This is a genomic window from Pseudomonas sp. S3_E10 (assembly GCF_054667615.1).
Genome location: NZ_CP162743.1, coordinates 618,001 through 637,903, shown reverse-complemented (window position 1 = coordinate 637,903; position 19,903 = coordinate 618,001). Strand labels below are relative to the sequence as shown.

Sequence of the window (19,903 nt, the reverse complement as noted above, 5' to 3'; positions counted from 1 at the left end):
ATGAAAGTCGAAATCCTTCGCACTCACTTATCGCTATGGGTGAGTGATCCTGATGTGTCGGCGCGCTGGTACGCCGACATCCTGGGCATGCATGAAAGCGCCCGTGGCGAGAGCTGGGTGATGATGGCGTTTGGCACCAAGCATCACGACATCGCGTTGATTCGCGCAGAACCCGGCGCTCACCAGGGCGGGCTGGGGCTGCAGCACTACGGGTTGGAAATCGCCGGTGACATGACCACCTTGCGCCAGCTCTACGGCATGTTGCTGAAAAAGGGCGTGGAGGTGGTGAAGATCACCGACCACGAAATCGGCCATGGCCTGTACTTCAACGACCCCGATTGCAACCGCATGGAATTCTTCCTTGAGACCGAGCACGACGATGCGCGCGGCAAGGCTCGCTTCAAGGCGGCCGGCGCGCCGAGTCGCAACTACACGCTCGACCCCCTCGACCCTATTTGAACAAAGGTAAACAGCATGAAAAGCGCAAATTTCGCCAGCTATCACATCCGCAAATGGTACAGCTTCGTTGAAGAAACCCTGGCCAATGAGACCGGCCAACTGGCCGATGGCGAGCCGTTGTTCAAATACGCCGTGGCCGCCGTGATCGCCAACCCCTATGCCGGACGCTACAGCGAAGACCTCGGGCAATTGGTCGAGCCGTCGCCGCTGCTGGGCGAAGAGTTTGGTCGACGCATCCAGGCCCTGGCCGGCGCGCAGCCGATTGTCAGTTATGGCAAGGCGATCCTGGTGGGCAGCGCGGGCGAGTACGAGCACGGCAACGCGTTCCTGACCAACCCGGCGGCCGATCCGATTCGCGTGGCGCTGGGCGGCGGCAAGTCGTGGGTGCCGTCCACCGGCAAGCGTGGCGGCCCCGGCACCACCATGGACGTGCCGCTGGCCCATAAAGACGCGCTGTACGTGCGCTCGCATTACGACAGTATTTCCCTGACCTTCGGTGACGGCCCGTCGCCGGATGAGGTGGTGGTGATCTGGGCCTTCGCCACGCGCGGGCGTTTGCATGCGCGGCTGGGCGGCCTGCGCGCCGAGGATGTAAAAGGTATCGACGGGCTGCACTGATACGCGCCCGTGCTTGAGCGATGCTGGAACAAAAACCACAACAAGAAAGCGGTGAATAGCGATGAAGCAGGAGAAAACCCAGGTTGTCATCGTGGGCGGTGGCCCCAACGGGATCACGGCCGCGCACTTTATGGGCATGTACGGTATCGACTGCGTCGTCCTTGAGCTGGCCGACGGCATCCTGCCTTACCCGCGTGCGGTGGGCATGGACGACGAGGCGTTGCGCGTGCTGCAGGGCATCGGCATTGCCGAGCTGGCGGTGCGCGACATGATTTGCGATGTACCGCTGCGCTATTACAACGCGCGCGGCGTGTGTTTCGCCGAGGTCAAGCCAAGTGCCGCGCAGTACGGCTGGCCGATGCGCAATATTTTCATGCAGCAGCTGCTCGAAGGCACCTTGCGCGAACGGCTCGGGCAGCATGCCAGTGTCCAATTGCGCCAGGGCCATGAACTGCTTGAGCTGGAGCAGGACGAGCACGGCGTGACCCTGCAGGTACGCGACGCCGCTGGCGAGGTCTATGCACTGCAGGCCGACTACGTGATCGGCGCCGACGGTGGCCGTTCCACCGTGCGCAAACAACTGGGTATCGAGCTGCTCGGGCTGACCCATCCGCGCAAATGGGTGGTGGTCGATACGGCCAACGACACCCTGGATGCGCCCTATACCGCGCTGCATGCCGATCCGCAGCGGCCGTTTGTGTGCATCTACCTGCCTTATCAGCAGCGGCGCTGGGAATTCATGCTGATGGAGGGCGAAGACGAAGCCAAAATGTGCGAAGAGGCGACGATTCGCCAACTGATCCATGGGCATATCGGCGACGCTGTCGACCAGCTCAATATCATCCGCATTCGTGCCTATACCCACCATTCGCGGGTCGCGGCGCGGTTTGTCCAAGGGCGAGTGGCACTGGTGGGCGATGCGGCGCACATTTCGCCACCCTGGGCCGGGCAGGGCCTCAACTCCGGCCTTCGCGACGTGGCCAACGTGGCCTGGAAACTGGCGGCGATCATTCAGGGCCGCGCGGCGCCGTCGATTCTGGCCAGCTACGACCAGGAACGCCGTGGCCACGCCACCGAGCTGGTGGCGCTGGCCGACAACATGGGGGCGGTACTGGGCCTGACCAATCCGCTGATGGCCGGCGTGCGCGACTGGTTGTTCCAGGCGGTGAACAGCGTCGACAACCTGCGCTCGCACTTGCTGGAGTTCAAGTTCAAACCCAAGGCCACCATCACCAAGGGCCTGGTTTATCACGAGCGCGCCGAGCTGCGTGAAGACGACCTGGTGGGCCAGTTGTTCATCCAGCCGAACATCGAAGACGCCCAGGGCCAGCGCCGCCGCCTGGACGAGATGCTGGGCAGTGGCTATGCCGTGCTTGGCTACCGGGTGAACCCGCGTGACCAGCTCAGCCAACCCATGGCCGAGTATTGGGCGCGTTGGGGCACGCGGTTCATTCAAGTCAACCGGTCGCGCAGCGGTGTGGGGCGCAACCAGCCGTTGACGGCCACCGACGCCCTGAGCGTGGAGGACGTGGATAACCGCCTGGGCGAATGGTTCTCCAAGGTGCGCGACTGCATCGTCGTGGTGCGTCCGGACCGCTTTGTCGCCGCCATCACCACCCCTGAACGCCTGGATGGCGTGCTGCGCAAACTGGCGGAGCAACTGTCATGAGCCACGACCATGACCTGCTTGAACAATTGCACCAGGCCGGGCGCCGCGCTCGGGCGCTCGCACCCCTTGCGCTAGAGGCGCTGGACCGGCAGCAGGGCTACGCGCTGCTGCATCAGGGCGTGGCGCGCCGCCAGGCGGCGGGCGAGCGTGTGAGTGGCTGGAAAGTGGCCCTCGCCGGCCGTGCGGCGCAAGCGCGTTTTGGCCTGGATGAACCGGTGTATGGCGCCCTTACACCTGCGATGGAAGTTGAACCGGGCAGCACGGTGCCGTTTACGCGGCTGATCCAGCCTAAGCTCGAGATCGAACTGGCGCTGGTATTCGGGCGCACGCTGGCGCCGGGCGCCTACAGCGACGAGGCGATTCTGGCGGCCGTGGCCGAAGTGGCGCCGGCGTTCGAGATCGCCGACTGCCGCTGGCAGGGCTGGCGTTTCGGGCTTGGTGCCTTCCTTGCCGATAACGCCGCCGCCGGGCTGTATTGCGTTGGCCCGCGTACGCCGTTCGATCCGGCACTGCATGGCTGCGTGCCCTATCGCCTGGAACACGACGGTGCGCCATTGGGGAGCGGCGACACTCAGCAGCGTGAAGACAGCCCGCTGTTGAACCTGTGTTGGCTGGTGCGGCGCCTGTTGGCAGCCGGGCAGGGCGTTGAGGCCGGGCAGGTTGTGCTGTCCGGTGCGCTGCTGGCACCGCTGGATATTCAGCCGGGCACGTATCGTCTGCACATGCTTGGCACGGAACTGGCTTTGGTTTTTCACGCGGGCATCGCGTCCGCGTAAACGCCAGCTGCCGTCAGGGATGACAAAGCCCCCTTCAGGCCCAAGCCACGCAACCGGCCGCCGAGGAACGACGAATATGCTCGCGCAAGTCCGCACCTTCAATGACTCTCAACAGCACGCCGTTTCGATCCAGGGCTGGCAGCAGGTGTATGACCAGCTCGGCCGTGGTTGCCTGACCAGCGAGCTGTGGCAGTTGTCCGGCGATCGCTTTCAGATCTTCCAGGAGGTGCTGGACAAGCGCGTGGTGCAGCACGGCCGCTCGCCCAAGGGACGCTTGTGCGCGGCCATGTCCCTGGGCAGCCCGCCGGTGGTTCAGGGGCAGCAGGTCAATGCGCAAAGTGTGGTGTTGCTGCGCGACGGCGAAGAGTTCGTGTTACATGCGCCGCAAGGCACGCACTTTTTTGCGCTCAACGTCGACGCCGTACGTTTTGCCAAACTGGCTGCGGTGGAATTATCCAATGATCAGCTCAAGCGCCTCACCAGCGTGTCGGCGCTCAGCGTGGATGAAACGTTACTGTTGCGTATTCGCCAGCGCATCCACCCGTTGTTTCGTCACTTTTTGGAACATGCGCACGCGATCAGCCCGGCGTCGGAAAAAATGCTCGAGGACGAACTGCTCGGTGCGTTCCTCGATCTGTTCAGCCACGCCGGCGATGAGGTGCGTTGCCGACGTGGCAATTTCGCGGTGAGTGCCTACCTGGTCCGGCGCAGCCAGGAACTGCTTATTGCCAGTGGTGATGCGCCGTTAAGCATTCTTGACCTGTGTGAGCAACTGCGCGTCAGTCGCAGGACCCTGCAGAACAGCTTCCAGGCCGTGACTGATATGCGGCCGGTCGAATACCTGCGCAACCTGCGCCTCAACGCGGTCCGGCGACAGTTGATCGCCACCCCCGCGTGCGAGAAAAACGTGGGTGAGATTGCTGTGGCCATGGGGTTTTTCCACCTGAGCCATTTCGCCACGCACTATCGTGAGCTGTTCGGCGAATCGCCGTCCGAAACACGCCGGGCACAGTACTGACACGACAAAGCGCGCTTCTACATGTTTGATCGCCATGTATCAGCTGGATCGGTAACTACGATGCGAAGCGAGCCGCTCTTGATCTTGCTTTAGATTTTGATCTCAGGCGCCCCGTCAAACACGCTGGCCGAAGGCAGGCTTGAGTCCGTGGGTAACCCGGCAGGACGCCGGGTTAGCCGCCCCGCGCCATGGATGGTGCGTGGCGGCGACCCACGGATTCAAGCCTGCGTTCGGGCACACCGAGCCTAAGCGAGGTGCCGAGTGTTGGGGCAAGAGCCCTTTTGGTTACTTTTGGGGCTCCTTTCCAAAAGTGACCCGCCGTAAGGGCGGAACCCTAAGCAGCCGTTACCGCAGCAACGGATATTTACTCGATCCAACATCCTGGTCGCCGGTCAGGCCGCCATCGGGGGCAAGCCCCCTCCCACATTTGGCGGCGTTACGGACGGCATGGGGCACCTGTGGAGTGCGTCGAACGGTGATAGATGTCACGGGTGACGTCGAGCAGATAACGCGCTTCGTCAGTCATCAACAACAGGTCGATCTGGACTTCCTCGATAATGATTTCCAGCGTGATCAACAGGCCAATAGCCGGGGCAATGACCAGCCAGTGGTAATACGACAGCGTGACTAATGAAACGCACACGCCGATCAACCACAGCGCCAATACACATTGCGGCGCGTACTGCTGCAGGGGGATCCACACGCGTTGCAACTTTCTCAACTTAAACGCATAGAGCGTCAATGACGTTTCCAGTTGTTTAAGGTCGATAGAGTGCCGAGCTGAATGCTGTGTAGGCATAACAGTTATCCAAGTAACAACGTTAAACATCGGAGCCGGGCCATCGACGATGTGGCTATTGTTGGCCCGGGTGCCCACGGCCTGGCAGCGTTTGGCCGAGCCAGGCGACATTGACTGCGTTGACTTCCACCCATTCACCCCTGGCGGGAATCCCTTGGCAACTCATAAAAGCAATACAACGTCCGTGTGTGTCCAGTAAGGCAAAGTGGCGGTATTTTTTGACTCTTTTGAACAGGCCAATAGAGCAATGCATGCCATCACCTTGGTGCGATTTAGTACGGATAAGTTGTCAGGGTTGAGTCTTAAACAGCGCGGCGCCAGGCCAGCTGAGTTCAAATAACGTGCCGCTGTTGAGCGCGGTTCGACAGGTCACTGCGCCGCCATGGGCGATGGCAATCGCGCGTACTACGGTCAGGCCCAGGCCGCTGCCGCCCTGGGCGCGCGAGCGTGAACGTTCGCCGCGCTGGAACGCCTCGAAAATGTGCTCGGCGAACGCCGCGTCGACCCCCGGGCCCTCATCCGCGACCCTCAGGAAATGGCCGCGCTCGTCACTGCCCAGTTCGATGCTGACGATGCCCGGCGTGGCATGCCGACGAATATTGTCCAGCAGCGCCAGCAAGGCCTGGCGGATGCGATCGGCGTCGCAGTGCACGGGGCCCTTGCGCAGGTTTAATTGCAAGGCAAAACCGGCACCGTTCAGGCTGGGTTCGAACAAGCGAGCTTCAGCCTCCAGTGCGTCGGCCAGTTCCACCTCCTGAAGTGCCAGCTCCAAATGGCCGTTGTCGCTCATGCCCACCACGCGAAGGTCTTCGACCAGTCGGGTCAAGCCCTCGACCTGGCCCAGGAGGCTGTAGAACTGCGCGGTATCCGGCGCGAAAACGCCCTCGGCCAGCCCCTGCAGACGGCCGCGCAGGATAGTCAGCGGGGTGCGCAGTTCGTGGGCAATGGCAGCGTTCCAGAAGGCTTGTTCCTCGGCCATGCGTTTGAGTCGGTTGGCCATGCTGTTGAAGTCATTGACCAACAGGGCGGCTTCACCCAGGGAAAGATCGGGCGCCACGGCGCGGGCATCCAGGTCACCGTCAGCCAGGCTGCGCAGGCTCGCCGCCACCGAATTGAGCGGCGCCAGAATGCGTTTGGACAACTTGACGGCCACCGCCGCGCCGACCCCCAGGCTGACGCAGGTGATCAGGCCCATCCACACCCATTCCACGCCTGTGGGCAGCCATTCGTTCGCTTCCATTTCCAACTCCGTGGGTGGCGCGATTGTCCAGAGCACTGCGTAGAACACATAGGAACCCACCACCGCGAGCGCAATCACGCACAGGACCACGGCCGACATCGACACGATGATCTGCCGGCTCAGACTGTTGGCCACGTTCATGCCTGGCTCCCGAACCGGTAGCCGACGCCACGGATGCTGGCGGGCACGCCCTGCAGGCCGAGGTCTTCGATCTTGCGGCGCAGCTTGCTGATATGGCTGTCGACGGTACGCTCCAGGCTGTCGCTTTCCGGCGAGCAGAGCACCAGCAGTTCGGCACGGCTGAACACTCGGCGCGGCGCCTTGGCCAACTGGGCGAGCAACTTGAACTCGGTGACCGTCAGGTGCAACGGCTGTTTTTGCGTGCCGATGTGGACGTTCACCTCATGGCTGTCGATGTCGATTTCAAAGGCGTCGACGCGCAGTACACGGCGGTCGGCGCCATGGCCCTGTTCGCCGCAGCGGCGCAGCACGGCCTGGGTTCTGGCGATGACTTCCGCCGGGTTGAAAGGTTTGACGACGTAGTCGTCCGCGCCGATGCGCAGGCCCATGAGCTTGTCCATATCCTGGTCGTGCGCGGTCAGCATGATCACCGCCGTGTTGCCGCGATGGCGCAGCTCTGCCAGCACCTTCCAGCCGTCCAGCTTGGGCATCATCACATCGAGCAGCACCAGGTCCGGTTTGAGCTGCTGATGCAGTTCGAGCGCGCGACGCCCATCCGGCGCATGCGCCGTACGAAAACCCGCGCGCTTGAGGTAGGCCGTGAGGATGTCGGCGATTTCCGGTTCGTCTTCGGCGATCAGCACCAGCGCCTGGTGGGCGGGTGATGCAGGGAGTGATTCAGTCATGGTCTGCTCGTTCGGTGCACGGTTTTTCAGCAACGGGTTGGATGATGCACCGCAAGCATGCACGTTCAGCGAAGGTTTTATGGAGAAATGATGGAGAGGCGAATAAATATTCGTCGAGCTGGGAGGAGGGGCCGCTCAGGCGAAACGGATGCGCTCGTTGCAGGCGCTCTGCAGCATTTTGCGTTGGTAGTCGCAGGGGGTCGTGCTGACCAGCTTCTTGAAGTCGCGCAAAAAGTGCGACTGATCGGAAAAACCCAGGTCCAGGGCCAGGTCCGAAAACGATACGTCGTTGCGGGTGTTCAGGGTTTCCAGCGCCGCCTGGCAGCGAATGATCCGGCAGAACGTCTTGGGCGACACGCCGGTGTCCTGGCTGAACTGGCGATGAATCGTGCGGCTGGTGTAGCCACTCAGGTCTTCCAGTTGCTGAATGCGCAGGTCGCCCCGATGGGCCAGCGCTTGTTGAATGACCATGGCCGTGAGTTTTGAGGTCCTGCCCATCAGGCGCGGGGCCAGGTAGTCACTGAATAATTTCATCTGCTCGTGCAGCTGTGGGGCCTGCACGATGCTCTCGAAAATGCGCTGGGCAAAGGCCGACACTTCCAGCAGGTCCCATTCCTGTTCGGTCAGGTCTTCGGCCACCACATTGATGAAGCCTGGAATCACCCCCGGCGCGAAGCGCACGCCGAAGTAGTGGTGATCCTGCAGCAGCTCGACCCGTTGCGCTTGCAGCGGTGTGCCACAGATCCTCACGCTGGGGCGCGTGGCGTCGCAGTCGAACACGATGTCCACGCAGCCGTCCGGCACCGCCAGCAGGTCCGCCGAGTGGGCCACATCGAAGGCGTAGAAATGCGAGATCGCCGGGTGTTGGGAAGGCATGACCGAATAGCGCGATGAGTTGAGCACGAACCAGGGTTGTTCGTACGCGGTGTGGTGCCGCAGCGTTGGCGTACTCGGGTTGATCATGAGCGGACTCGGGTTGGCTAAAAGCGGGAATATTCACGCATTTTTCGCGCCAACTCAGACGAGCGGGCCGGGCCTTGATGTCCGAAATTTACAATACCGGCGCAAAACGCGCCGTGATACTCGACCTCGATAGCGTGGGAGCAGCGCCTACCGCAGCGATATCACCTTCAGCCCGAGAATAACTATGTCCACTACTACAAAAATAGACTTCATCTACCTGTCCGAGCAGGACATGATCCGCGCTGGCGTAACCGATATGCTCGCCTGTGTGAATACCATGGAAGAGATGTTCGGCCTGCTCTATAGCGGCGACTATCGCATGGCCGGGCCGAACAATGATTCCCATGGCGCGATGGTGGTATTCCCCAAGGATTCGCCGTTCCCGAACATGCCCAAGCCCACCGCCGACCGCCGCATGATGGCGATGCCGGCCTACCTGGGCGGCAGCTTCTGCACCGCGGGCGTCAAATGGTACGGCTCCAATATCGCCAACCGCGAAAAAGGCCTGCCCCGCTCGATCCTGATGTTCACCCTCAACGACCCCGACACCGGCGCACCGCTGGCGCATATGTCCGCCAACCTGCTGTCGGCCTACCGCACCGGCGCCATCCCCGGCGTGGGCGCGCGGCACCTGGCGCGCAAGGATTCGAAGGTAGTCGGCCTGCTCGGCCCCGGGGTGATGGGCAAGACCACGCTCGCCGCATTCATCGCCGTTTGCCCGCACATCGACACCTTGAAGATCAAAGGCCGTGGCGAGAAAAGCCTGAACGATTTTATTGCCTGGGTGAAAAACACTTACCCGCAGGTGACCACGATCAAGGTGGTCGACAGTCTCGAAGAGGTGGTGCGTGGTTCCGACCTTGTTACTTATTGTAGCTCCGGCGAGACAGGCGACCCCTCGATCTACCCAATTGTGAAGCGCGAGTGGGTCAAGCCGGGGTGCTTCATGGCGATGCCGGCATCGTGCTCGCTGGATGAAGGCATGGAGCGCGCCGACGTGCGCAAGGTACTCGACAACACCGGCCTCTACGAAGCCTGGTTCGAAGAGCTGCCCAAGCCTGCGCACCACTGCGTGCCGGTGATTGGTGTGCGGTTCATGGACATGATCGCCGAAGGCAAGATGCAGCACGCAGAGCTTGAAGACATCGGCAAGATCGTCGCCGGTGATGCCCAGGGCCGTCGCAACGATGAAGAGATCATCATCATGTCGGTGGGCGGCATGCCGGTGGAAGACGTCGCCTGGGGCACCGTGGTGTACCGCAATGCCGTGGAAAAAGGCATCGGCGTGAAGCTCAACCTGTGGGAAACCCCCGTCCTGCGCTAAGCCAACCTTTACCCCACTGACGAGACCTGTGACATGACTAAAATCATCAAGCTCAAAACCGGTTCCCCCTTTGAAGACCAGGCCAGCTATTCGCGCCTGGTGGTGGTGGATAACTGGATCTATGTGTCCAATACCGCCGGGCGCAACCCGCAGACCAAACTGATCCCTGAAGACATCCTCGAGCAGACGCACCAAGTGTTCGCCAACATCGAAACCGCGCTGGCCGCCGTCGATGCAAGCCTGGCCGATGTGGTGTGCTCGCGGGTATTTATCCAGGACCCCAAGGACGTGCCGGCGGTGATGGGCCTGATCGGCGAGAAATTCCGCGGTGTCGATCCGGCGAGCACCGTGACCTGCCCGCCGTTGGGTTCGACGGTGTACAAGGTGGAGCTGGAAGTGACGGCGTATCGCAACGCCTCCAAGGCCCAGGTCGAAGTGATTCGCCTGGCGCAATAACCCGTCCCGCGGCCGCGCCCTCGCGCGGCCGACCTCAATTGTTTTGCGAGTCCTGATCATGGCCCCGACTATTGCGCCCGTGAATACGTCCACCGAGTTTCCCACCGCCACCGCCGTTGTCATTATCGGCGGCGGCATTATCGGCTTGAGCGCTGCACTGACACTGGCCGAACGCAATATCCCGGTGGTGGTTTTGGAAAAAGGCCGTATCGCCGGCGAGCAGTCCTCGCGCAACCTGGGCTGGGTGCGCAAGACCAGCCGCCACGCGCACGATATTCCACTGGCCCTGGCCGCTGACCGCTTGTGGGCGCAAATGCCCGAGCGGGTCGGTGCGGACGTGGGCTACCGCCAGGAAGGCATCATGTTTGTCGCCCATAACGAGGCGCAAATGGCAATGCATGAAGGCTGGCTTAAATCGGTCGAGCAGTTGTCGCTTGACTCGCGGTTGCTGAGCAAGCGCGAGATCGAAGCGCTGGTGCCGGGCGGCGAGGGGGCCTGGGCCGGCGGGATCTACACGCCGTCCGATGCGCGTGCCGAACCGACCCTGGCCAGCAGCGCGATCGCCAAGGCCGCCATGGCGCTGGGCGTGGTGATCATCGAACAGTGCGCGGTGCGTACGCTGCAGATGTCGGCCGGCAAGGTCAGTGGCGTGGTCACCGAAAAAGGCGAGATTCGTTGCGACCAGGTGTTACTCGCCGGCGGCATGTGGTCGCGGCGCTTCCTGGGTAACCTGGGGGTGTCGTTGCCGACCCTGGCCTTGACCTGTTCGGTGTTGCGCACCCATCCGATGCAGGGCCCCACCGAAATTGCCGTGGGCGCGCCGGACTTTTCCTTTCGCAAGCACAAGGATGGCGGCTTCATCATTACCCAGCGCGGCAAGCTGGACGCGTTCCTGACCCTCGATCACCTGTTGCTGGCCAAGCAATACATGCCGCAATTTCGCGCGCAGCGCAGTGTGTTGAACGTGTCGCTGGGCAAATATTTCTTTAACGACCTGGCACTTGCGCGGCGCTGGTCGGCTGACAGTGTCAGCCCGTTCGAACGCGTGCGCGTACAGGACCCGGCGGCCAACCCCCGGCTCAATAACGATGCGATGAACAACCTCAAGGCCGCCTGGCCGGTGTTCGAGCAAGCGCGGATAGCCGAGGCCTGGGCGGGCACGATCGATGTGACGCCGGACTCCAACCCGGTGATCGGGCCGGTTGCGCAAATCCCCGGCCTGACCGTGGCCACCGGTTTCTCCGGGCACGGCTTCGGCACCTCGCCGGCGGCAGGCCATTTGGCCGCCGATATCGTCAGCGGGCATACCCCGATCATCGACCCGAGCCCCTATCGGTTTGAGCGTTTCTAACGAGGTCCACCCCCCACGCCCCTCGCTTTTACCCGGATTAGCGGAGCCACCCTATGCACCCGGACAGCCGTTTTTTCACCAATCGTTCAGGCCTGAACCTGCATGTGCTGCGCTGGGGCAACCCGAGCGGCGTGCCTTTGGTCTTGCTGCACGGCTTGCGCGCGTACGCCCAGACCTGGGAGTCACTGGTCGATGCACTGGGCGATGGCTATTGCATCTATGCCCTGGACCAGCGCGGTCGCGGGCTGAGTGACTGGGCGCCGGCCGCCAGCTACCACACCCAATCCTATGTGCACGACCTGGAGGACTTCGTCGCCCATGTCGGCTTGCAGCGCTTCGTGTTGTTGGGGCACTCGCTGGGGGGCGCCAACGCGCTGGAGTATGCACGCCAGCATCCGGGGCGCTTGATTGGCCTGATCATCGAAGACATCGGGCCCGGTTCCTCAAGCCAGGGCGACGGTGCGGCGCGCATTCGTCGCGAGATGGCCCAGACCCCGTTGCGTTTCGACACTTGGGACGCCGCCCGCGCCTTCTGGCAGGCGTCGCGGCCCGGCTTGTCGGCAGCGGGCCTGACGTCGCGGCTGGCGCATTCGATGAAGGAAAGCGCGGGCGCGATTACCTGGCGCCACGACCAACAAGGTATCGCCGAGGCGCGCCTGAGCATTGAGCCGACCGACCTGTGGCCGGCGGTACGCGCCCTGGATTGCCCGACCTTGTTCATTCGAGGTATGCGCTCGGACTTTCTGCCGGCGGCGACGCTGCAAGCCCTGCGTGACAGCAATGCGTGGGTGCGCACGGCGCAGGTGGCGGATGCCAGTCACTATGTGCATGACGACCAGGGCGAAATCTTCAACCGGCTGGTCATCGAGTTCCTGGATAGCCTTGCGATTGCGGGTCAATGAAGACGCAAGCACGCCTGATCGCACTATTGTCATCGCTGACGGCCTTCGGGCCCTTTTCGATTGATACTTACCTGCCCAGCTTCCCGCAGATCGCCGAGGACCTGTCGACCAGCACCGCGCAGGTGCAACACACCATCAGCGCCTTTCTCGCCGGGTTGTGCCTGGGCATGTTGTGCTACGGCCCGTTGTCGGACCGTTATGGCCGTCGTCCGCTGTTGCTGGGCAGCCTGGCGTTGTATGTCGTGGCGACCCTGGGTTGCCTGTTTGCCGGCAGCGTCGAGCAGTTGATTGCCTGGCGCTTTGTCCAGGCGTTGGGCGGGGCGGGTGCGTTGGTGCTGGCCCGCACGGTCGCCAGGGACCTGGTGGGCCTGGTGCAGGCGGCCAAAGTGCTGTCGTGGATGCACGTGCTGACCATGATGGCGACACTGGTCGCGCCGATGATCGGCACCTGGCTGGTATTGATCCAGGGCTGGCGCACGATCTTCGCGGCCTTGTTCATCCTGTCCAGCCTGTGCCTGTTGCTGGTTGCGGTGACCTTGAAAGAAAGCCTGCCGCCGCAGGAGCGGGGGGCGTCGGTGCAGGCGGCGTTCGCGGCTTACCTGGCCATTGCCCGGCAACCCAGGGCGGTGGCGCTGATCTTGTGCATGTCATTGGCGTTCGGCGGCATGTTCGCCTTTATCACCGCCTCGCCGTTTGTGTATGTCGTGTACTTCGGGGTGTCGCCACGCATGTTCAGCGCGCTGTTCGCCCTGAATATCCTCGGCATCATCCTGGTGACCTTTATCAACGCACGCTGGGTGGGCCGTTATGGGCCGCAACGCATGCTCGGGGTGGGCGCCATGCTGGCGTGCGGGGCAGGGCTGGCGCTGCTGATCGTGGGGTTTACCGGCTGGGGCGGGCTGGCGAGCATCGTGGGTTGCATGGTGCTCTATATGGGTGTGACCGGCTTGCTCGGCGCCAATTGCACGGCCAGCCTGATGGCGCTGTTCCCGCGCCAGGCCGGTGCAAGCGTGGCCTTGGGGATTTCGGTGCAATTCGCTATTGGAGCGCTGGCCAGCCTGTGGGTCAGCCACTTGGCTGATGGCAGCGCCTGGCCGATGTGCCTGGTGGTGGGATGTTGTGGGCTGGGTTGCCTTGTTGCCTATGCAGTCAGCCTGCGTATGCCTGCCCGCGCGGTCGCGGTGCAGGATGTTGTCGAGCAAACGTGAGCCGCTGTTAAAAAAACCAGGATATTGGAATGAAAACTACAAAAATAAATCCGATCGATAAAACCTCCGTCTATGTGTGTGCAGGGCTGGTCTCGGGCGCAGGTGCGCTGTTGTTGAACGTGCTGCCCTTGCTGTTTGGCGCGTTTGCCGAGCGTTTTGGGCTTGGCGAGCACCAACTGGGCAACCTGGCGATGGCCATGAACCTGGGGTTTGGCGCGTTCGGGCTGGCGTCTTTGCTGTGGATTCACCGGCTCAGTTGGCGGGTCATTTCGGCGTTGTCGTCGGCGCTGGTGGTGGGGGCGATCCTGTTTGTGCTGCGCAACCCGTCCTATCAAGCGCTGCTGGTGATCATGACCCTGGCGGGCGCCGGCACAGGTGCCTTGTATGCCCTGGCGATGACGATTTTCGGTGACAGCTCGCAGCCCGAACGTGCGTTTGGTTTCAAGCTGGGTATCGAGACCGTGCCGGGCGCCTTGCTGCTCATCGTGCTGCCGGTGGCGGTGGCCCCGGTGTGGGGGTTTGAAGGTATGTTGATCACCATCGCGATTGCCATGGTGGTGATGGGGATCCTGCCGCTGCCCTGGGTGCCGCGTCGCAGCGAGCGGCAACGGGATGCGGCCGGTGCCCAGGTGCGGATTGCCAGCGCCGAGAGTCGCACCATCGTGTGGTTGAGCCTGGTGGCCAGCCTGGTGTTCCTGACCGGCATTATGTCGGTATGGGCGTTCCTCGAGCTCATGGGCAAAAAGACCGGCCTGGCTTCCGACACCATCGGCATGGTGCTGGCGCTGGGGTTTTTGATCAATGCGGGCGGTGGCTTCATCGCGTCGGCGATCGGCCTGAACGTGGGGCGCTTCATGCCGGTGGCCGTGGTTATCCTCGCAGAGTTGCTGGGCCTGGTGGCACTGGCGCAGTTCGCTTCCCTGACGAGCTACGTGATAGGCGTGATCTGTTTTCTGTTTTCGATCGGCTTCGTGCTGGCCTATACCTTTGGCGTCATGGCCGAGTTTGACCTCTCGGGCAAGCTCGTCGCGCTGGGCGCGCTCTGCCTGTCCCTCGGCGCGGCGTTCGGGCCGGCCATCGGTGGGTTTCTGATCGAGGCATTCGGCTACTCGGCGGTGTTGGTGTTCTCGGGTGCCTGTTCGGTGGCGGTGCTGGCCATCTATGGTGCGGCGGTGTTGAGAGCCCAACTGGCATTCCAGCGTACCCAGGCTGCGGGCAGCGCCGTTATGTCCGGGGTGTGAGCGAGTAACAAGGGGAATACCCATGCGCGGTCAAGCGTTGTCGGCGTGGAACGAGCGTGTGCACGCGGCCTGTGGCCGTTTCGATACGCGCTATGACCATTGCCAGAGCCTGTTCATCGGCGACATGCAACAGACGCTGGTGGGCACCACGGCGGTCGCCCATATTCGCAGCAATGCCAGTGTGATTGCCAAGGCCGCCGGCTCAAGCGGGCGCGACTCATCGGCGCGGTGTTTTCTGGTGTTGCAGCAGCAGGGCTCGATGAGTATCGAGCTGGGCGACAAGGTGCTTGACCTGCGCGCGGGTGACCTGGCTTTGCTGGACTTTTGCGGCGCGGTGAAAATGACCCCCATGGGGTTGTTCGCCCATGTGTCGATTCCGCTGCCGAGCGAGTTGCTCAAGGGCCTGGACCGCAACCGCTTCGGCAAGCTGTCGACCACCGGGGTGTGCGGCCAACTGCTGGGCACGCTGGTCCGTCAGCTCGCTGCGGGCGAGCTGGCGCAGTGGTCTTGCGCGCAGGATGGCGAGGGTGTGCCAAGGGCGCTGGTGGCCTTGCTGGCCTCGGTGCTGGAGTACCGTGCGAGCGACCACTCGCCGGGATGGCAGTTGCATGAGGTGCAATCGCTCATTCAGCAACGGCTTGAATCACCCCGGCTGTCTCCGGCGTTGCTGGCCGAAGAGCTGGGCATCTCCAGCCGTCAGCTCTACAGGTTGTTTGAGGCCAGTGGCGACAGTGTCTGCCGCTACATCCTGCGGGAGCGGTTGTCGAAGGCCGCGCAAGACCTGCGCGACCCCGTTTGCGCGCATCGTTCGATCACTGATATTGGCAGCTACTGGGGGTTTGCCGATTCGGCGCATTTTTCCAAGGCGTTCAAGAGGCAGACGGGGCTGACACCGAGCAGTTATAGACATCGTGGGTACTGAGGCTGGGTTGCTGGGGGCTTCGGGGTGAACGCTTTTTTTGGGGTTTAGTGTGTGCATATCCGTTGCTGCGGTCACGGCGGCTATGGGTTCCGCCCTTACGGCGGGTCACTTTTGGAAAGAGCCCAAAAGTAACCAAAAGGCTCTTGCCCCACCACTCGGCACCTCGCCTAGGCTCGGTGTGCCCGTAATCCGACAGCGTGGTTAACGGGGCGCTCCAGATCAAAAACAAAGCGAGGCGGCCTTAGAGCCGACCTGACCGTTGAGGCGTACGCGGTGCCGCTTCTACTTCCTCAGCCGCTGACGAAGTCAGCAATCTTTTGATCTGGCTTTTGCTTTTGCTTTTGATCTTAGGCGCCCCGTTAAACACGCTGGCCGAACGCAGGCTTGAATCCGTGGGTAACCCGGCAGGACGCCGGGTTAGCCGCCCCGCGCCATGGATGGCGCGTGGCGGCGGCCCACGTATTCAAGCCGGAGTGAGGGCACACCGAGCCTAAGCGAGGTGCCGAGTGTTGGGGCAAGAGCCCTTTTGGTTACTTTTGGGGCTCTTTTCCAAAAGTGACCCGCCGTAAGGGCGGAACCCATAGCCGCCGTGACCGCGGCAACGGATATGTACTCACACCCAACGAACCTGGTCGGCCCTAAGGCCGCCACGCAAACAAGCACCCCCACCCATCTCAGTAACGAATAATCACCGATTTCAGCTCAGTGTAATCATCGATAAACGCACTGCCGAATTCACGACCAATGCCCGAAGCCTTCACGCCGCCAAACGGCACACTGGGGTCGACAAACGTATGCATGTTGACCCACACCGTGCCCGCTTCGATTTGCGGGATCAGGCGCAGGGCCTTGGACAAGTCGTTGGTCCAGATACTCGCCGTAAGGCCGAACGGGCTGTCGTTCATCAGTTCGACCAGTTCCTCTTCGTCGTCGAACGCAAGCACACACACCACCGGGCCGAAGGTTTCCTCGTGCAGCAGCGGGTCGTCCCTGCCGGTGGCCACGATCAGCGTCGGCTCCACGTAGTAGCCGGCGCGGTCCACGGCACGCGCGCCGTATACCACCTGGTTGCCTTGCAGGGCTCGGTCGAAAAAGCCGAGGATCTTGTCCAGGTGCGCCTTGTTCGACAGCGGGCCGAACTGGGCATGTTCATCCAGGGGCGAACCGATGACCAGCTGCGACAACGTCGCGACCATTTTCTGGGTGACGTGCCCGATGAGAGAGCGGTGCACGAACAAACGCTCGGGCGATGCACACACCTGGCCCTGATGCACATAGGCTGACTGCACGAAGCGCGCCACGGCGTCATCCACATTGGCGTCGGCCAGCAGCGCGGCGGCGTTCTTGCCGCCCAGTTCCAGGGTGACACGGGTCAGGTCGGCGGCCATGGCGGCCTTGCCCACGGCGATACCGGTGGGTACCGAGCCGGTGAACGACACCTTGCGCACGCCAGGGTGTTCGATCAACTGTTGGCCGACCTGGCCACGGCCATTGACCACATTGATCACGCCCGCCGGAATCCCGGCCTCGATTGCCAGTTCCGCCAGGCGCAACAGGGACAGCGGGGTGTACTCGCTGGGTTTGAGCACCACGGTACAGCCGGTGGTCAGCGCGGCGCCGAGTTTCCACACGCCGATCATCAGCGAGAAATTCCACGGCACGATGGCCGCTACCACGCCTACCGGTTCGCGCAGGGTATAGGCGCTGTACTGCTCGCCGTCCAGGCTGGGAAACGAGGGGCTCATGGTCTGGCCGCCGATCTTGGTCGCCCAGCCGGCGAAATAACGCAGGAACACCGCGCTCTGGCCCACTTCGATATGGCGCGACAGGTTGATCGACTTGCCGGAACTCAGGGTTTCCAACTGCGCCAGTTCTTCGCCATGGGCCTCGATCAGGTCGGCCAGGCGGTTGAGCAGGACACCGCGCTGGTAGGGCGTGACCTGCGCCCAGGCGCCCTTGAAGGCTGCGTTCGCATTGTTGACGGCCAGGTTTACGTCTTCGGCCTGGGCGTCGCGCAGATGGGCGATTGTTTCGCCGGTGCCGGGGTCGACCACGCCGATGCGCTGGGTGGACGCGCTGGTGTGCGCGGCGCCGTCGATGAAGTTGGAGTGGTCGCGGCCCAGGAAGGCAACGACTGAAGGCAGTAAGGCAATGTGCATGGCGGCGCTCCAATGAAAGGTTCGTCGCGCCCGAAGCGCGCTCGAAAGACCTTTGCATTAAAAACGGATGCGCGTTTGCCGGCTTGTGCGAGCCCGCCTGGAACTTGGTTATGCCTGACAGGCAGTGCCGCGCCGGCCTAGGGTTCGCCGAGGTTATCGAACACCGTTTCGAGCATGCGGTTCAGGCGCTGGATCTGCGCTTCGGTCATGCCGGTGAAACTGCGCTTGAACACGTCACCGGTGGCCGCCTGGATGCGTTCAATCGCCTCGCGCCCCTGCGCGGTGATGCGCACCTGGGTGACCCGGCCGTCGTCCTCGCACGGCGCGGTATCCACCAGGCCGTCTTCCTTCATGCGGTAAACCGTCTTGGTGATGGTCGACAGCTTGGCGATAGCATGCGTGGAAATTTCCGAAATACTCGACTGGCCGTTCTCCTTGAGGATGAACAGCACCCGCCAGCGCGGGATGTCCAGGCCGATTTTTTTCAGGGCCTTTTCCATGTACTGGCTGTAGCGGCCATGCACCATGGCGAGCCAGTAGAACGGGAAATCTTCCTTGTGAAAGTCTTCACTGCCGGGGTCGTAGCGGCCTGCGTGTTTCTTGGGTGGGCTCATGGTCTGCTCATGTCGAAGGAGGCGAGTAATCATAGACTTTTCTCGTGAATCCGACACGGGTTTTGACCGCCCTACAGACGCCATTGTGCGCGGAAATATAATTGACAATTCACGTAATATTCGGTGAGTGTGAAAAAAGCAAAGGGCGCATCGGGCGCCCTGATTGCGCATTTTGCACTGAAGGTGACGTGACATGACCCTGGTGATTGAACAGCTTTCCCTTGGCGGCGATGGGCCGACCGTCATGGTCAAGGACACCATCGATATCGCCGGCTCGCCGACCCGCGCATCCAGCCAGGCCCTGGCGGATGCCGCACCGGCAGCCGCCCACGCCGATGTGGTACAGGCGCTGCTGGACCAAGGCTGCCGCATAGTGGCGAAGACCAGCCTGCATGAACTGGCGTTCGGCACCACGGGCATCAATCACTGGACCGGCACCGCGCCGAACCCGCGTTTCCCTGGGCGTATTCCGGGTGGTTCCTCCAGTGGTTCGGCGGCGGCCGTGGCGGCCGGGTTGGCGGATTTTTCCCTGGGGACCGACACAGGCGGTTCGGTGCGCATCCCGGCGTGTTGCTGTGGCGTGTTCGGTTTTAAACCAACGTTCGGGCGGGTCAGCCGGCGCGGGGTGATGCCGGCGCACAGCAGCCTCGATTGCGTTGGCCCGTTTGCCCCGAGCCTGCCGATGCTGGTTACCGCCATGCAAGCCATCGACGTCACCTTCAAACCTGTCTCGGCGCCGGCTTCGCCGCGCCTGGGCATCGTGGCCGTGCAGGCGAGTGCAGCCGTACAGCGCGTGATCGACGCGGCCATCGCCGGCAGCCGGTTGCCGGGCCAAACCCTTGCACTGCCCAGCCTCCAGGCGGCTTATGAGGCCGGCATGGTGGTGATCAACCGCGAGACCTTCGATGCCTGCGGGCACTTGCTGGCAACCGGCAAAGTGGGCGCCGATATCGCCGCGCGCCTGGCCGCCGCCGGCCACACCACGGCTGCGGCACTGGCGCAGGCCGAGCAGGTGCGCGTGCAGTTCAGTGCCGAAGTCGACGCCGCCTTGCAGTTGGTCGACGTGCTGGTGCTGCCGACTATGCCGGACTTACCCCTGACCCTGGCCGAGGCGGGCGACACCCAGGCGGTGCTGGGCATGACCGCCTTCGTGCGCCCGTTCAACCTGTCGGGGCACCCGGCGCTGAGCATTCCGCTGGCCAGTGCCGAGGGCCTGCCGGTCGGCTTGCAACTGGTCGGGGCCAAGGGCGCCGATGAACAACTGCTGGCCATCGCCGGGCGCTTGCTTGAACGCCTTTACGCCGGGCAGGAGGATTGA

19 protein-coding genes are annotated in these 19,903 nt (G+C 62.7%); 13 read left to right on the top strand and 6 right to left on the bottom strand.

Annotated elements, in window-relative coordinates; genetic code table 11:
- The 5 genes from AB4N98_RS02590 (at position 1) to AB4N98_RS02570 (ending at position 4,540) form a co-directional block, all read left to right on the top strand.
- Positions 1–459: a VOC family protein gene (locus AB4N98_RS02590; protein WP_017526979.1), complete on the top strand. Its 459-nt coding sequence runs from the start codon at positions 1–3 to the stop codon at positions 457–459.
- Positions 460–474: 15 nt separating this feature from the next.
- Positions 475–1,077 carry an amino acid synthesis family protein gene (locus AB4N98_RS02585; RefSeq protein WP_460069187.1) on the top strand — a complete coding sequence of 201 codons (603 nt, stop codon included), beginning with the start codon at positions 475–477 and terminating at the stop codon, positions 1,075–1,077.
- 61 nt (positions 1,078–1,138) lie between these two features.
- Complete coding sequence (locus tag AB4N98_RS02580; RefSeq protein WP_017526981.1) at positions 1,139–2,746, top strand: bifunctional 3-(3-hydroxy-phenyl)propionate/3-hydroxycinnamic acid hydroxylase; 1,608 nt, start codon at positions 1,139–1,141, stop codon at positions 2,744–2,746.
- Positions 2,743–3,522 (top strand): 2-keto-4-pentenoate hydratase, encoded by a 780-nt coding sequence (locus tag AB4N98_RS02575; protein ID WP_017526982.1) that lies wholly within the window; start codon positions 2,743–2,745, stop codon positions 3,520–3,522. Before AB4N98_RS02580 ends, AB4N98_RS02575 begins: the two co-directional genes overlap by 4 nt.
- A 76-nt stretch (positions 3,523–3,598) precedes the next feature.
- Complete coding sequence (locus AB4N98_RS02570) at positions 3,599–4,540, top strand: helix-turn-helix domain-containing protein (protein ID WP_065878594.1); 942 nt, start codon at positions 3,599–3,601, stop codon at positions 4,538–4,540.
- Between the two features lie 436 nt (positions 4,541–4,976).
- Here the strand turns inward: AB4N98_RS02570 and AB4N98_RS02565 are convergent, their stop codons facing one another.
- From AB4N98_RS02565 to AB4N98_RS02550, 4 genes are all read right to left on the bottom strand, one after another.
- A complete protein-coding gene (locus AB4N98_RS02565) occupies positions 4,977–5,339 on the bottom strand; it encodes a hypothetical protein (protein ID WP_026067202.1) in 363 nt (120 codons plus the stop codon).
- A 289-nt stretch (positions 5,340–5,628) separates the two neighbouring features.
- A complete protein-coding gene (locus AB4N98_RS02560; RefSeq protein WP_017526985.1) occupies positions 5,629–6,720 on the bottom strand; it encodes an ATP-binding protein in 1,092 nt (363 codons plus the stop codon).
- Positions 6,717–7,445: a response regulator gene (locus AB4N98_RS02555; protein ID WP_017526986.1), complete on the bottom strand. Its 729-nt coding sequence runs from the start codon at positions 7,443–7,445 to the stop codon at positions 6,717–6,719. Before AB4N98_RS02555 ends, AB4N98_RS02560 begins: the two co-directional genes overlap by 4 nt.
- 135 nt (positions 7,446–7,580) lie before the next feature.
- Positions 7,581–8,408, bottom strand: coding sequence for a helix-turn-helix domain-containing protein (locus tag AB4N98_RS02550; protein ID WP_017526988.1), 828 nt, complete (start codon positions 8,406–8,408; stop codon positions 7,581–7,583).
- Between the two features lie 184 nt (positions 8,409–8,592).
- Here AB4N98_RS02550 and AB4N98_RS02545 point away from each other — a divergent pair, with 184 nt between their 5' ends.
- From AB4N98_RS02545 to feaR, 7 genes are read left to right on the top strand one after another with little or no spacing between them, the layout of a single operon-like run.
- The gene (locus AB4N98_RS02545) at positions 8,593–9,732 is read left to right on the top strand and encodes a tyramine oxidase subunit B (protein WP_065878590.1); all 1,140 of its coding nucleotides are present in this window, start codon (positions 8,593–8,595) and stop codon (positions 9,730–9,732) included.
- A 33-nt stretch (positions 9,733–9,765) separates the two neighbouring features.
- Positions 9,766–10,188 (top strand): RidA family protein, encoded by a 423-nt coding sequence (locus tag AB4N98_RS02540; RefSeq protein ID WP_017526990.1) that lies wholly within the window; start codon positions 9,766–9,768, stop codon positions 10,186–10,188.
- Between the two features lie 58 nt (positions 10,189–10,246).
- Positions 10,247–11,539, top strand: a complete 1,293-nt coding sequence (locus AB4N98_RS02535; RefSeq protein ID WP_137220207.1) for an NAD(P)/FAD-dependent oxidoreductase — start codon at positions 10,247–10,249, stop codon at positions 11,537–11,539.
- 53 nt (positions 11,540–11,592) lie between these two features.
- Positions 11,593–12,441: an alpha/beta fold hydrolase gene (locus tag AB4N98_RS02530; RefSeq protein ID WP_017526992.1), complete on the top strand. Its 849-nt coding sequence runs from the start codon at positions 11,593–11,595 to the stop codon at positions 12,439–12,441.
- The gene (locus tag AB4N98_RS02525; RefSeq protein ID WP_068936439.1) at positions 12,438–13,649 is read left to right on the top strand and encodes a multidrug effflux MFS transporter; all 1,212 of its coding nucleotides are present in this window, start codon (positions 12,438–12,440) and stop codon (positions 13,647–13,649) included. Before AB4N98_RS02530 ends, AB4N98_RS02525 begins: the two co-directional genes overlap by 4 nt.
- Positions 13,650–13,678: 29 nt before the next feature.
- On the top strand, positions 13,679–14,890 hold the full coding sequence (locus tag AB4N98_RS02520; RefSeq protein ID WP_460149207.1) for an MFS transporter: 1,212 nt from the start codon (positions 13,679–13,681) through the stop codon (positions 14,888–14,890).
- 22 nt (positions 14,891–14,912) lie between these two features.
- Positions 14,913–15,812: a transcriptional regulator FeaR gene (feaR, locus tag AB4N98_RS02515; protein WP_065878584.1), complete on the top strand. Its 900-nt coding sequence runs from the start codon at positions 14,913–14,915 to the stop codon at positions 15,810–15,812.
- A gap of 674 nt (positions 15,813–16,486) precedes the next feature.
- Here feaR and AB4N98_RS02510 read toward each other — a convergent pair.
- Complete coding sequence (locus AB4N98_RS02510) at positions 16,487–17,971, bottom strand: aldehyde dehydrogenase family protein (protein ID WP_065878580.1); 1,485 nt, start codon at positions 17,969–17,971, stop codon at positions 16,487–16,489.
- 137 nt (positions 17,972–18,108) lie between these two features.
- The gene (locus AB4N98_RS02505; protein WP_017528254.1) at positions 18,109–18,585 is read right to left on the bottom strand and encodes a MarR family winged helix-turn-helix transcriptional regulator; all 477 of its coding nucleotides are present in this window, start codon (positions 18,583–18,585) and stop codon (positions 18,109–18,111) included.
- 193 nt (positions 18,586–18,778) lie between these two features.
- Here AB4N98_RS02505 and AB4N98_RS02500 point away from each other — a divergent pair, with 193 nt between their 5' ends.
- The gene (locus AB4N98_RS02500; protein ID WP_065878578.1) at positions 18,779–19,903 is read left to right on the top strand and encodes an amidase; all 1,125 of its coding nucleotides are present in this window, start codon (positions 18,779–18,781) and stop codon (positions 19,901–19,903) included.